Genomic DNA, 12,152 nt, shown 5'->3' on the forward strand with positions numbered 1-12,152 from the left:
TTCCATAAAACAGTTAACTTTAATTCATTTATAGTATATCAAAAAGTAACTTTTAAAACTGAATCTAGTAAACAGAAGAAAATCTATTCTTAGTTTATACCGAAAGATAAAATTATATTTCCCAGAAATATAAGCACACTATTTGCTGATATGACACTTGGATTCCGAGAAACCAAAGTAATTCTGTTTGACTTCCCTTTCTTTCATGTTAAAAGTTATATCACTTTCAATTTGAGATATAGAAATCCTATATTCATGGTATAATGGATTGGGAAATAAAAACAATGGAAAAGGAGACTAGCATGAGAAAAAAGTTTAGAGTTTATTTTCTAACCACTGCTACGATTTTAGCGTTTGGCCTCGTCGCCTGTTCATCCAAACCATCAACCACTGCTACAAGCAATACAGAAAGTACAACAAATACAGAGACAGCAACCTACCATAAGAAAGATGTAACTGGTCCTGCTGCTTCATTTGATTGGAATGCCAAAGTTGAACCTACGAACTATGAGAGAACCTTTGTTGAAACAAACAGTGGCAGTCAATTTAATAAAACTTTAGATCGCACTAAAGAGGCGGCTGAGAATCTTGAAAAAAAGAAAAAAGAAATTTCTGATCCTAAGGTTCAAACAGCCCTCAAATTAGTGGATGCCGTCTTTGTTAATCAAGAAAATCTTGACCTAGTTGTGAAAGCATCGGGTGCTAGCAATCAAGAAGAGTTATTTGATAAGATTTGGAACGAATATTTAGTCCCTGAGTTAACTAAAATCCGTCCGAATTTTTCAAATGATACCATCTTTGAGTATAAGGGAGAAAAATATCCTCTCAAAATTTATGCACCAATGTTTTTCAAGGTCAACACCAATGCATTAGGAAAAGCAGGTGCCTATACTCTTGAAGACTATAAGGTAGAAGGCGACATGGTTTATTTGAAATTTATGTCTCCATCTGTAGATACTTACCAATATGAAGTCAAAGCATCCTATCACACCGACAATCTCGCATTCTTTCAAGGACTGGTGGAAGAACAACAAAAGGTTCTTGAAACAGACTATGCTAAAGCTCTAAATATTCGATTTGTTTATCAATTAGCGGCGCTTGATTTTAAAGCGAATAACTATGTCGATTTAGAGGGAATGGATTATCTTGATCGCAACACTCATTACCTCGCCATAAAAGTGGATAATAATGGTGAAGCTAGCCTTGATAATGAAAATCTCGCCAACCTTTTACAAATTAGCATGAAGGCTTCAAACGAGGCCAATAAAGGAAAATTTGAATAAATCTTTAAAGCATAAAAAAATCACCTAAAATGTATTGCACCCCAAAAGTTAGATTTTTTCTGTCTAACTTTTGGGGTGCAGTTCAAAATGGGAGTGCTTTTTTGTTTCCATAGAAAAAGTCCTGTTCCTCAAACTGAGGACAGGACTCTTTTTTCGTTTCTTATTCTTTTGTTCCAAGGCAGTTTTTCGCAACAAGAGCTGCAAGTACACCACCAACGATTGGAGCAAGGATGTAGTTTACAAGCTCTGAAGATTACAAACGTTTGTTCACAAACATAGCAATCGAAACAGCTGGGTTCAAGTGAGCACCTGAAACAGTTTCGATGAACACAAGCATGAATGTACCGATTAATTCAGCAACAAATTTTTTCATGATAAGTCTCCTTTTTTCAAACTATGTATTAGTCTGTCAAAAGAAACAAAGGGTTTCAAGAAAATTGATTGGAAAATTTTCTTGAAAATCATAGAACTATTCGCTAATTTCTAGTATTAAAAAGACTGGATCGCTTGTTTCAAGTCAACTTGTAAACTATTTCTCTGGTCAAGTTGAACATACACTTCCAACAGACTAGATCTGAAATTGGAAAATTTATAAAAATCTTCCCTCTCTTCTATTGGAAAATCAACCGTTTTTATCCAAGAAGCTACTTGTTCTTGCCCTAATTTCCCTTGCAAAATGGGTTCATAAAGTACTCTCGCTAACCGCCAATCCTCATCATTTGTAAAACGAATGGTAATTCTTTTAAATAGTTGACCCAGTACATCAAATACTTCAGAAACTCTGTTACTAGGAAAATCTGGATGACAAACGACTTCAGTCAAGAGATCCGCTCCATGCGCAAAAGCGTGAACCCAACCATACTGACTTGAAAAACCTGTCGTATCCTTTTCTTTTTTAAGGTAATACAAACCTTGAGATAGCATAGCGTTTCTTATATCAGTTTTTAAACCTTTATAGAAAAGAGAGTGTTCGTTACCATCTGCAGACAAAAGATTGGCATAAATAAGCGCCCTAAAAGAACGTTTAAGAGCCGAAACTCCTCTACTATCAATTTCTTTGTATAGACCTTCATCAGAGGGGACCTCTTCTGAGATAAACTGAAACTGCTCAAGGGAAAACAACTCTTCTTGAATCCCCCTAGCCAAACTCGTAAAAACAAGTTCATCTCGAATTTCTGGAGAGGGATCTCCCAAGTGCTCAAGCAGCCACTGAATTTCTTCTCGACTATAGCTTGGTTTTTCTTCTATCACTTTTCTTTGTAATTCTTGACGCATCTCTAGCACCTCTACATTTCTAGCAACTGTTCAAAAAACCTTTCTCTGTTCATATCCTTATCCTAAATCCCCTTTACTCCCCCAACTGGGCACTGTAGGCGATAATCTGGTCAACTGTGTCTGACAAGAATTGGATGGTATCACGGAGTGGTTTATCTGTTGAAATATCGGCTCCGATAATCATGGCTGATTCAAGCGGTGTCTTGCTACCACCTGACTTAAGGAGATTGAGCCAGTCTCTAGCTCCATTCTCAGAGTTTTTCAGATGAAGGTAACCAGCTGTTGAGATGACAAGGCCAGCAGAGTAGGTGTAGCTATACAAGCCCATGTAATAGTGAGCTTGGCGCATCCAAGTTAGAGCTGCATCATCATCAATCTCAATGGCATCTCCCCAGAAATCCGTCAAGACTTCCTTCATAATGCTGTTGAGCTTGTTTGCTCCAAAGGTCTCCCCTTCTTCAATCAATGTATAAACCTTACGCTGGAAGGCTGCTTCCAAGAGGTGAGTGATGAAATTATGGAAGTAGGTGTCTGTCAAGCGGTGGGCAAGAGCGAAGCGTTTTTGACGTGGGTCATCAGACTGGTGTTCCAAGTAATCACTGAGGAGCAATTCATTGAAGGTTGATGGTGCTTCGACATAGTAGGTCGACATGTGGGCGTTGAAATAGCTCTGGTGGTTATCAGAAAAGATGAATTGACCAGAATGCCCAATCTCATGAATCAAGGTATAGACATCGCTCAAACGGCCTGTCCAGCTCATAAGGACATAAGGGTGCACGCGATATGGATCCGCCGCATAACCACCAGAATCCTTGCCACTGTTAGCAGCAAAGTCCACCCATCGTTCTTCTTGATAGCGCGCAACTTCCTGACAATATTCTTGTCCTAAAGGTTCTACTGACTTCATGACCAAATCATAGGCGTCATCAATAGTCACTTCAGGATTAAGGGCGCTGTCCAAGTCCAATTTCCAGTCTGCAAAGGTCATCTTTTCAAGACCATTGACCTTGGCAACATGCTTGAGGTATCTCTGAGCAACTGGTGCAAAGTCCTTCATGATGAGGTCAATCTGGCGGTCAAACATAGCACGGTCCACTTCTTGCTCAGCCAGAAGATAATCAAAGACGGAGTCGTAACCCTTCATATCTGCCAATAGTTTTTCAGACTTTACCTGAGCAAGATAGGCTGCCGCAGCTGTATTTTGGTGCTTACGGAGTCCCTCTGAGAAAGAACGGAAAGATTTCTCACGCACCTCTGCATCCTCATGATTTTGGTAGAAATTTTCATAGGTCACAAAGCTGTTTTTGTAGGTCTTGCCATGGGCTTCAAAGTCAGCCATTTCAAAGTCCCCAGCTCGCATCTTAGTATAAATGTCCTGTGGACTGTAGAAAACTTCACCCAGATTTGTCAAAGCCTTCTCCACATCCGCCCCTAGATAGTGGGCTTTTTTGATTTTGGCCTGACGAATGGCTGCCGTTAAATGTGGCAATTCACCCAAACTGTCCAAGACCTCCTCATCTGCAGCAACCAAAGCATCGTCAAAGAAGGTCAAGGCTACGCTGGCATCTGTTTCAAATTCCATCCCAGCTTGGGCAATGTTGGCAAATTCTTCATTGCTATAGTCTGTCGTCTGAGGCATAAAGGAATAATTGCCGATATGACTCATCTGGATATAGATTTGTTCCAATTCCGCAAAGGCCTTTTCAAAATCCTCAAAAGTGTGAAGATTACCCTTGTAATCACGGCTAAATTGGTTGATATCTTCGCGCGTTTTCTCGATTGCACGCAAGAAATCCTCACGGTCTTGGTATAGGGCGGTTAAATCCCAAAGTTCCTTTTCTGGAAATTCTGAACGGTGTTTTTGTTCCATTTTCTTCCTCTTATTTTTCTAATTCTACTAAAACACTAAGGGCTGATAAGGCGTAAAGTGGTGCTGTTTCTGCTCGCAAGATGCGAGGTCCTAGGCCTGCCAAGACGGCTCCTTTAGCTTCAAAAGTTTCAATTTCTGCTGGTGAGAGACCACCTTCTGGACCAAAGATAAAGAGCAATTTGGCTCCTTTTTCAAGACCAGTGACTGCTTGTAAGAGCGCAGCAGCTTCTCCCTCTTTTGCTGATTCTTCATAAGCCACCACAATTGAGTCAAACTGGTCAAACTGAGCTAGAAAATCTGCTTTTTTCTCGAAAAGCTGAATACTTGGAACGATATTACGCTTGCTTTGTTCGGCTGCTCCAAGGGCAATTTTTTCTAGCTTTTCAACTTTTTTACCCAATTTCTTGCCGTCCCACTTGGCGACTGACCAATCGGCAGGAAAGGCCCAGATTTGGCTAGCACCCAGTTCGGTTACTTTTTGAGTGATGAACTCCAGCTTGTCTCCCTTGGGAAAGCCAGAGGCAATGGTCACTTGGACTGGCAGTTCTACATTGTCAGCTAATTCTTGGACCAACTCAAACTGACGGTTTTCCACATCTAGCACGCGCGCCAAATGCTTGATACCATCCTCAAAGACCAAGACAACCTCATCACCTTCTTTCAAGCGCATGACCTGAAACATGTGCTTGCTGCTTTCCTTGTCCTCAATGGTGACAGGTGATGTAGGACTGCCTTTGACAAAATACTGCTGCATGCTAGCCTCCAATCACACCTGAAATATCCTTGGTCTTCTTGAAAACACAGGCATTCCATTCCCCTTGCATCATGTGGGTTTCAAGGAAAAATCCAGCTGACTCGGCCGACTCGCGCACCATCTCCCACTTGTCCTTGATAATGCCACTCATGATGAGGTAGCCTTCGTCCTTAACCAAACGATAGGCATCCTCTGTCAGATGAATTAATATATCAGCCAAGATATTAGCCACAATCACATCTGCCTCAATTTCAACACCCTTAAGCAAATCTCCAGCCGCTACATGAATATTTTCCATGCCAGGGTTGAGTTCAATATTTTCCTGAGCGACTCGAACCGCCACATCATCAAGATCATAGGCGAAAATTTCCTTGGCACCCAAAAGTGAACTAGCAATGGAAAGGACACCTGAGCCAGTTCCTACATCAATCACCGTTTCCCCACCGCGAAGGACCTGCTCCAAGGCAAAAAGACTCATCTTAGTTGTTGGATGCGTTCCAGTCCCAAAGGCCATGCCTGGATCTAGCTTGATAATCTTCTCTCCAGCAGTCGCCTCGTAATCCGTCCATGACGGCACGATGGTCAAGTCATGGGTAATCCGAGCCGGCTCAAAGTACTTCTTCCAGTTGTCCGCCCAGTCTTCCTCAGCCAAGGCAGTCGTCCCCATCTTGACTTCTCCCAAGTCCATAAAATCTGTCAATTCTGCCAGACGTGCCTGCAAGTCCTCCTCAACAACTGCCACATCAACCGTATCAGGGTAGTAGGCTGTCACTATGATTTCTTCCTGCTGCTCAACCTCTGGGAAAATCTCACCGAAACGGTCGACATTTCCCACATAGTCCATGCTGTCTTCGATCGCAACACCCTGCGCTCCCAGCTCAATCAAGAGATTGGAAACTAATTCCTCTCCCTCACGCTTGACTGTAACTTTTAACTCTTGCCATGTTTCCATAATTAAGATACCAAGCCCGTAAAACACAAAGCCAAAATAGGAAACTCTCTGAAGACGCTTGTGTCTAAGAGAAGTTTATCTTTTTGGCACAGTGTTTAGGGCGGGTTCAGTTTAGAAATGTAACCGAACCATCCTTTCTATTTGTCAATCAATTTTTTCATGTAAACCATATCCATACCTTCTTTTTCAGGCTCGATATGAGTTTGACGGTAGCCATTTTTCTCATAAAAGGCAACCATCCCCGCATCCTGTAATACCGTACACAAATCCCACTGTTTAATCGTCGGAAATTCCTTTTCCAGCAATCTCAGTCCCTCAGAACCATAACCTTTTCCTTGATACTGGGGCAAAATCGCTGCCGTTCCCAACCAAGCCTCCGTCAACTCTTCATTGGTCTGAACTCGTAAAAAACCAATCTTTTTTTCATCTTCTTTCACAAAGTAGTAATAGCTATTAGGACGTTCTACCAGTTTCCACTTGATTCGTTCACGATCCTCGAGATAAGGATCATACTCATCTTGGTATTTTTCATAGACAGCCTTAAAGCTAGCTCTTTGAATTGCAATTACGGTTTCTAAATCCTCTGCTCCTGCTCGGATAATCTGAATCATACTAATACCTCCAAATTCACTCTCTCAACTCGCTTCCTATGCTCTTCCACACGCTGTTTTACTGACCCTTAAATTCTTCAATCACATCTGTGTAGTGTTCTTTCATTGCGCTATGAATCTGCTGTTTAAAAATACCAAACGTAAGATAATAAACAAATAGAACAATTCCTGCAAGCAGTATCAAAAATAAAAAATATACTGAAAATGAAAGTGGTTGAGTATTCTCACCTTGTAAAGACAGAACATACAGTAACCCCCAGATAACAGCCATAGAAATTCCTGCTACTTTAATGCCACTTTCCCTTTGTTTTTTTAACTTTAGATATTCTATATAAATGAATCTAGCTTCTTCCCTAGAATATTGTCCAGTTTTTAGTTTGCGTTTAACTTCCTTATTTAACGTCGTTGTTGCAATTGCAAAAATCATTTTATTTCCTCCAAATATTCCCTCACTCTATCCTGCAACTGGGGTACAACCTTATCTGAGCCAAGAAATTCGTCAATATTCATCAATTTGTAGCCCTGTCCTTCATCGCCAAAGACGATACTATAAAACTGTTCCTGCCTTAACTTGCCAACTAGAAAGACCGATTCCTTCCCCTCAAAAAGCATACTTGGGTAAACCTTACTCCAAAGCAGACAATCTTCAGTCAGATGAATGCCTAGTTCTTCATAAACTTCACGCGCCGCGCACTCGAAAGGACTTTCGTCCCCTTCACGGCCACCACCTGGCAATTCCCAAGTATTAGGGTATGGAATGTTTGATTTGTCATCACGCAAGATGGTTAAAATCCTATCATCACAAAAGAGGGCAATTTTGCAACCTGTAAAATCAGAAATTTCTACTTCCATATCAGACTTCCTTGTCTAATTCTTTCTCCAACTCTATTAACCAGTTTTCATAATAGCGTTTCTCGTCCCGTAGCATTCGGCTACTATTCATTTTCTGTCTAGCAATCTTCATAGCCTTGCGAGCTTGAGCTACATCTTTCTTTACCTTAAATTGATACCAGGCTTGAATCATCTGCACATCTGCCATTTTTAGAGATAAAAAGGATTTAACACTTCGAATACTTGCATATTTCTCTGCTTTCTCATTATCTCCTTCTAGCAAGGCGATTTGAAGAAGGTATAGCTGGCAAAAAGTTTCAGATAGCGAGTGTTCTGTTCTCTCTAGTAAAGATTGAAATAGCTTTTTAGCTGCCTCTAAATGACCATCTAATATGAAAACCACTCCCTTAAGAGTTTCAATACTTTCTGCAAAACTCCCTCTCGCATCCTCAGCAACAGGCATAATAAAGTCTTTCAAATCATATTCTTGAGGAGCCAGCAAAGTTTGGGCAGAATGCCTCAACACCAGGTAGGCGTATTTCGTATTTTCAGGGTGTTGTAGCAATTCCCAAATTTTCGCTCCATCGGTGATGCCGACTGGCAAAGCATTGTTTAGGAAGAAAGACAAATTCAAAAAAATCCAAGTACCAGCAAAATACCAGCTTCTTGTCAAAAAACCAAAAAGTGTTGCTAATAATATCAAGCAAAGGTGAACTATCAAGCCTCCTGAAAGCATCAAGATGATTCTTTGATCACTTTCATTCTCTTTTAAACCAATATACTGAGCACCAACATTTTTTATAACGGCTGTTCGACTAAGATGAAACCTGCCTGACTTTTTGGTCAAAAGAAAATGTCCTAATCCAAAAGCCACCAGCCGATAGCCTGTCAAGTAGCCACAAAAAGCATGACCCAACTCATGAAGAATAAAGATTAAATACATGCTTAAAAGAGCGAAGGAATAACCAAAAGTGAATACTAAAACTGCGGAATACCCCAACTCTGCAAATGCGATGGTCCCACAAGCAAAAGCCAGCATAATAAAGACAAAAGCTAACACATAAACCAAATACGTCCCAATTTTCTTCATAACATCTCCAACCAACTCCTAGTATCTCGGATAAGGATAAAACTCTCCCTCTTCCAAGCCAACTTTTCCTTCTTCAAAGACTTCTTGGTTCCATTCCATGACGAATTCCTCTGCTTCTGGGTCTTCCAAAAAATCCATGAGCGCATCTAGCCCAATCTCGGCAGTATCTTTGAGGAATAGTGCAAAATAAGCTAAAAACTCGCGAGAAAAACCTTTCTTCGGCAGATAAGGGATAACTGTCAAATAGTCTTCCTCATTAACTGTTGACTTAGCAGGATTGTAAAAGAGCACCGCTTCCTCAAATAGGATATCGTCCGATGACACCTCTCCGTCTTCATCCACCATCTCCACACCTGTAGCATTTTGCGCTTCCAACAAAAAACTCACTTCAACCGCATGATTGCGTTTGTCCCAACTAATCTCAAAGTCAAAGGGAAAGTTCTTCTCCAATTCTTCCTCTAAAACATCTAAAAATCCGTATGTTGCCATTTTGTCCTCTTTCTATGCGATTCTTTAATCGCCCCGAATACTCGGAAATATGCTAAAATAGATACTACCATCTTACCATATATACATCAGAAAATCCACGTTAGAAAGGACTGCTATGCCTGACAATCTCGCGCTTCGCATGCGCCCTAAAACCATCGACCAGGTCATCGGTCAAGAGCATCTGGTAGGACCTGGAAAAATTATCCGTCGTATGGTGGAGGCCAACCGCCTGTCCTCCATGATTCTCTACGGACCTCCAGGAATCGGCAAAACCAGTATCGCCTCTGCCATCGCTGGAACGACCAAGTATGCCTTTCGGGCCTTCAATGCCACTGTTGATAGTAAAAAACGTCTCCAAGAAATCGCTGAAGAGGCTAAATTCTCAGGTGGCCTTGTACTGCTACTAGACGAGATTCATCGTCTTGACAAGACTAAGCAAGACTTTCTTCTACCACTCTTAGAAAGTGGTCTGGTCATCATGATTGGTGCTACGACTGAAAATCCCTTCTTTTCTGTCACTCCTGCCATCCGTAGCCGTGTTCAAATTTTTGAGTTGGAACCTCTGTCTAACCAAGACGTCAAAGAGGCTCTTCAGATAGCTCTAACTGACCCTGAGCGTGGTTTTGATTTTCCAGTTGAGCTAGATGAGGATGCGCTGGATTTCATCGCAACTTCTACAAACGGAGATCTTCGCTCTGCCTTCAACTCACTTGACTTGGCTGTTCTTTCTACTCCCGAAAATGACAAGGGCATCCGTCATATCACTCTTGATATCATGGAAAACAGCCTGCAGAGGAGTTACATTACCATGGATAAGGATGGGGACGGTCACTACGATGTCCTTTCAGCACTGCAAAAGTCCATCCGTGGCTCGGATGTTGATGCCAGTCTCCACTACGCGGCCCGCTTGATTGAGGCTGGGGATCTGCCTAGTCTCGCTCGTCGCTTGACTGTTATTGCTTATGAAGATATCGGTTTGGCCAATCCTGAAGCTCAGATTCATACCGTAACTGCTCTAGATGCTGCTCAAAAGATTGGCTTTCCAGAAGCTCGCATTCTCATTGCCAATGTCGTGATTGATTTGGCCCTCTCTCCAAAATCCAACTCAGCCTATGTGGCCATGGACAAGGCCCTTGCTGATCTCAAAACATCAGGGCATTTGCCTATCCCTCGACACCTGCGCGATGGCCACTACAGTGGAAGCAAGGAACTAGGGAATGCGCAAAACTATCTCTATCCGCACAACTATCCTGGACACTGGGTCAAACAAGATTACTTGCCAGAAAAAATTCGAGATCATCACTACTTCTCTCCAGAAGATACTGGCAAGTACGAACGGGCCTTGGCTCAAAGAAAGGAAGCTATCGACCGTTTGCGAAAAATCTGAAATCCTTTTCAAAAAATTGCACTTTCCTCTTGATTTTTTTTGAAAAAGTGGTATCATATAAACATAGAAACGCTGTGGTGTACGACTTCACACTTAAGTGTTGACCGACTATTTTTTGTATTATTAGGGAAACAAAAGTCTTCTAACAGCATGTAGGCCGTCTCACACGGAAACAGCTTCAGTTAGAGCGAGTTGCCCACCTGCTTAATTGCGCGGGTTCAATACAAACCGTGAAGTTTCGGCACCAATACAGCTTTTTTCTTTGCCTCCTTAGCTCAGCTGGCAGAGCAGCGGACTCTTAATCCGTGGGTCACAGGTTCGATCCCTGTAGGGGGCATCTAAATCAACAGGAAAAAGCCTTGAGTTCCAAGGCTTTTTTGCTTATCTATAACTGATTTGCCTCATCATTTGTCCCACATTTTAAATCTATCTTTTCTTTTTGAATCAAATTACATCTTTACAAATAGTGTAAAGCCAGTTACTTTTGCTTTGATGCCATACAATATTTTCATGTAGAGAAGACAAATTTTATCTTCTCTTTTTATTTTCAAAATAATAAAAACTGATTTTCTTTTCATAAATCAGACTGAAACTTCCAAATTTTCCATTTTGTTTATTGACATTTCCTCTAAAAAGGTGTATAATATTTTTATTATCAAACTATACTATACTATATAGGGGGTATTGAAATGAAATTTTCTAATCGTTTACTGCTATTCCTTGCAGGAGTTGTTTTTGTCCTTTTAGGACTTTTCCTATTTACAAACCCAGTAGCTAATCTTGTTGCTTACAGCTGGTGGATTGCATTTGGTTTACTGGTTTCTTCTATAGCAGCTATTTTAGGCTATTTCTCTGTACCAAAAGAGCTTCGCTCACCAGCTCATCTTTTCCAAGGGATTGTTAATCTTCTCTTAGCTCTTTACCTCGTTGCCTATGGCTTTGTGACGCTGCCAGTTGTCATTCCAACTATTTTAGGAATTTGGTTAATTGTAGAAGCCATTATAGTTTTCTTTAAAGGCAATCGTTTGGGATTGATTTTCCCTATTATTGGCAACCATATCATGTGGATAGCGTTGCTTGCATTTTTACTAGGTCTAGTGATTTTGTTCAATCCAGTAGCTACAAGTGTCTTTGTCGTTTATGTCGTTGCCTTTGCATTTTTAATTGTTGGTTTCACCTATATCCTTGATGCCTTTCGTAAATAATCTAGCTGCCATTTTGGGCATATTAAAAAAGCTGGGAAGTTACATTCTCAGCTTTTTCTGTTGCTTCCTTAGCTCAGTTGGTAGAGCAGTAGACTCTTAAGCTATGGGGCGCAGGTTCGAGCCCTGCAGGGGGCACATCTAAATCAACAGAAATAAGCCTTGAAACCAAGGCTTTTTTTAACGTCTAATAGCTTTTTGTAGAAAAGTATTTAAAAATAAAAGAGAAGAGAATCTCTCACTCTCTTCTCAGTATATCTTATTAAATTTAGTTTTTCTTAATCTAGCTGATTTTCCTTTGCAACGACAAATTCCTTAACCAATCGATAGATAACAGCAAATATCGGTGTAAAGAATATCATCCCAAGTAAGCCAAAGAGATTGCCTCCAATACTAGCAGCCGCAAGC

General features: G+C 41.0%; 12 protein-coding genes, 2 tRNA genes and 2 pseudogenes. 5 read left to right on the top strand and 11 right to left on the bottom strand.

The features are described 5' to 3' along the window. The first annotated feature begins 302 nt into the window (after positions 1–302). Positions 303–1,283 carry a hypothetical protein gene (locus DF216_RS08205; RefSeq protein ID WP_125457876.1) on the top strand — a complete coding sequence of 327 codons (981 nt, stop codon included), beginning with the start codon at positions 303–305 and terminating at the stop codon, positions 1,281–1,283. Between the two features lie 256 nt (positions 1,284–1,539). Here the strand turns inward: DF216_RS08205 and DF216_RS08210 are convergent. From DF216_RS08210 to DF216_RS08255, 10 genes and pseudogenes are all read right to left on the bottom strand, one after another. Then, positions 1,540–1,656 (bottom strand): annotated as a pseudogene (locus DF216_RS08210) (aquaporin); the annotation flags it as partial. 116 nt (positions 1,657–1,772) lie between these two features. Then, the gene (locus DF216_RS08215) at positions 1,773–2,558 is read right to left on the bottom strand and encodes a DUF2785 domain-containing protein (RefSeq protein ID WP_129326523.1); all 786 of its coding nucleotides are present in this window, start codon (positions 2,556–2,558) and stop codon (positions 1,773–1,775) included. A 73-nt stretch (positions 2,559–2,631) separates the two neighbouring features. Then, the gene (pepF, locus tag DF216_RS08220) at positions 2,632–4,428 is read right to left on the bottom strand and encodes an oligoendopeptidase F (RefSeq protein WP_129326524.1); all 1,797 of its coding nucleotides are present in this window, start codon (positions 4,426–4,428) and stop codon (positions 2,632–2,634) included. A gap of 10 nt (positions 4,429–4,438) precedes the next feature. Continuing rightward, positions 4,439–5,182 carry a 16S rRNA (uracil(1498)-N(3))-methyltransferase gene (locus DF216_RS08225; protein ID WP_129326525.1) on the bottom strand — a complete coding sequence of 248 codons (744 nt, stop codon included), beginning with the start codon at positions 5,180–5,182 and terminating at the stop codon, positions 4,439–4,441. 1 nt (position 5,183) lies between these two features. After that, positions 5,184–6,134: a 50S ribosomal protein L11 methyltransferase gene (gene prmA / locus DF216_RS08230; RefSeq protein ID WP_129326526.1), complete on the bottom strand. Its 951-nt coding sequence runs from the start codon at positions 6,132–6,134 to the stop codon at positions 5,184–5,186. Between the two features lie 137 nt (positions 6,135–6,271). Further along, positions 6,272–6,745: a GNAT family N-acetyltransferase gene (locus DF216_RS08235; RefSeq protein ID WP_129326527.1), complete on the bottom strand. Its 474-nt coding sequence runs from the start codon at positions 6,743–6,745 to the stop codon at positions 6,272–6,274. Between the two features lie 58 nt (positions 6,746–6,803). Further along, on the bottom strand, positions 6,804–7,172 hold the full coding sequence (locus tag DF216_RS08240) for a hypothetical protein (RefSeq protein ID WP_129326528.1): 369 nt from the start codon (positions 7,170–7,172) through the stop codon (positions 6,804–6,806). Beyond that, entirely contained in the window at positions 7,169–7,597 is a 429-nt protein-coding gene (locus DF216_RS08245) for an NUDIX hydrolase (RefSeq protein ID WP_129326529.1), read from the bottom strand. Before DF216_RS08245 ends, DF216_RS08240 begins: the two co-directional genes overlap by 4 nt. A 1-nt stretch (position 7,598) precedes the next feature. Next, a complete protein-coding gene (locus DF216_RS08250) occupies positions 7,599–8,666 on the bottom strand; it encodes a M50 family metallopeptidase (RefSeq protein ID WP_164979029.1) in 1,068 nt (355 codons plus the stop codon). An 18-nt stretch (positions 8,667–8,684) separates the two neighbouring features. Then, complete coding sequence (locus tag DF216_RS08255) at positions 8,685–9,155, bottom strand: DUF3013 family protein (RefSeq protein WP_129326531.1); 471 nt, start codon at positions 9,153–9,155, stop codon at positions 8,685–8,687. Positions 9,156–9,270: 115 nt separating this feature from the next. Here DF216_RS08255 and DF216_RS08260 point away from each other — a divergent pair, with 115 nt between their 5' ends. The 4 genes from DF216_RS08260 to DF216_RS08275 all read left to right on the top strand — a co-directional run bounded on the left by DF216_RS08260 (position 9,271) and on the right by DF216_RS08275 (position 11,882). Then, the gene (locus DF216_RS08260; protein WP_033630115.1) at positions 9,271–10,542 is read left to right on the top strand and encodes a replication-associated recombination protein A; all 1,272 of its coding nucleotides are present in this window, start codon (positions 9,271–9,273) and stop codon (positions 10,540–10,542) included. 264 nt (positions 10,543–10,806) lie between these two features. Further along, a tRNA-Lys gene (locus tag DF216_RS08265) sits at positions 10,807–10,879 on the top strand. Positions 10,880–11,231: 352 nt separating this feature from the next. Continuing rightward, entirely contained in the window at positions 11,232–11,747 is a 516-nt protein-coding gene (locus DF216_RS08270) for a DUF308 domain-containing protein (protein ID WP_000672740.1), read from the top strand. Positions 11,748–11,809: 62 nt separating this feature from the next. Next, positions 11,810–11,882: transfer RNA gene (locus DF216_RS08275), tRNA-Lys, on the top strand. Between the two features lie 140 nt (positions 11,883–12,022). Here the strand turns inward: DF216_RS08275 and DF216_RS08280 are convergent. After that, positions 12,023–12,152, bottom strand: a pseudogene (locus DF216_RS08280) (AI-2E family transporter); the annotation flags it as partial.

This window comes from Streptococcus oralis (assembly GCF_004127215.1).
GTDB lineage: Bacteria > Bacillota > Bacilli > Lactobacillales > Streptococcaceae > Streptococcus > Streptococcus oralis_BD.

Coding starts and splice junctions, on each gene's coding strand:
- DF216_RS08205 (WP_125457876.1), top strand. CDS start 303: ATGAGAAAAAAGTTTAGAGTTTATTTTCTAACCACTGCTACGATTTTA.
- DF216_RS08215 (WP_129326523.1), bottom strand. CDS start 2,558: ATGCGTCAAGAATTACAAAGAAAAGTGATAGAAGAAAAACCAAGCTAT.
- pepF (WP_129326524.1), bottom strand. CDS start 4,428: ATGGAACAAAAACACCGTTCAGAATTTCCAGAAAAGGAACTTTGGGAT.
- DF216_RS08225 (WP_129326525.1), bottom strand. CDS start 5,182: ATGCAGCAGTATTTTGTCAAAGGCAGTCCTACATCACCTGTCACCATT.
- prmA (WP_129326526.1), bottom strand. CDS start 6,134: ATGGAAACATGGCAAGAGTTAAAAGTTACAGTCAAGCGTGAGGGAGAG.
- DF216_RS08235 (WP_129326527.1), bottom strand. CDS start 6,745: ATGATTCAGATTATCCGAGCAGGAGCAGAGGATTTAGAAACCGTAATT.
- DF216_RS08240 (WP_129326528.1), bottom strand. CDS start 7,172: ATGATTTTTGCAATTGCAACAACGACGTTAAATAAGGAAGTTAAACGC.
- DF216_RS08245 (WP_129326529.1), bottom strand. CDS start 7,597: ATGGAAGTAGAAATTTCTGATTTTACAGGTTGCAAAATTGCCCTCTTT.
- DF216_RS08250 (WP_164979029.1), bottom strand. CDS start 8,666: ATGAAGAAAATTGGGACGTATTTGGTTTATGTGTTAGCTTTTGTCTTT.
- DF216_RS08255 (WP_129326531.1), bottom strand. CDS start 9,155: ATGGCAACATACGGATTTTTAGATGTTTTAGAGGAAGAATTGGAGAAG.
- DF216_RS08260 (WP_033630115.1), top strand. CDS start 9,271: ATGCCTGACAATCTCGCGCTTCGCATGCGCCCTAAAACCATCGACCAG.
- DF216_RS08270 (WP_000672740.1), top strand. CDS start 11,232: ATGAAATTTTCTAATCGTTTACTGCTATTCCTTGCAGGAGTTGTTTTT.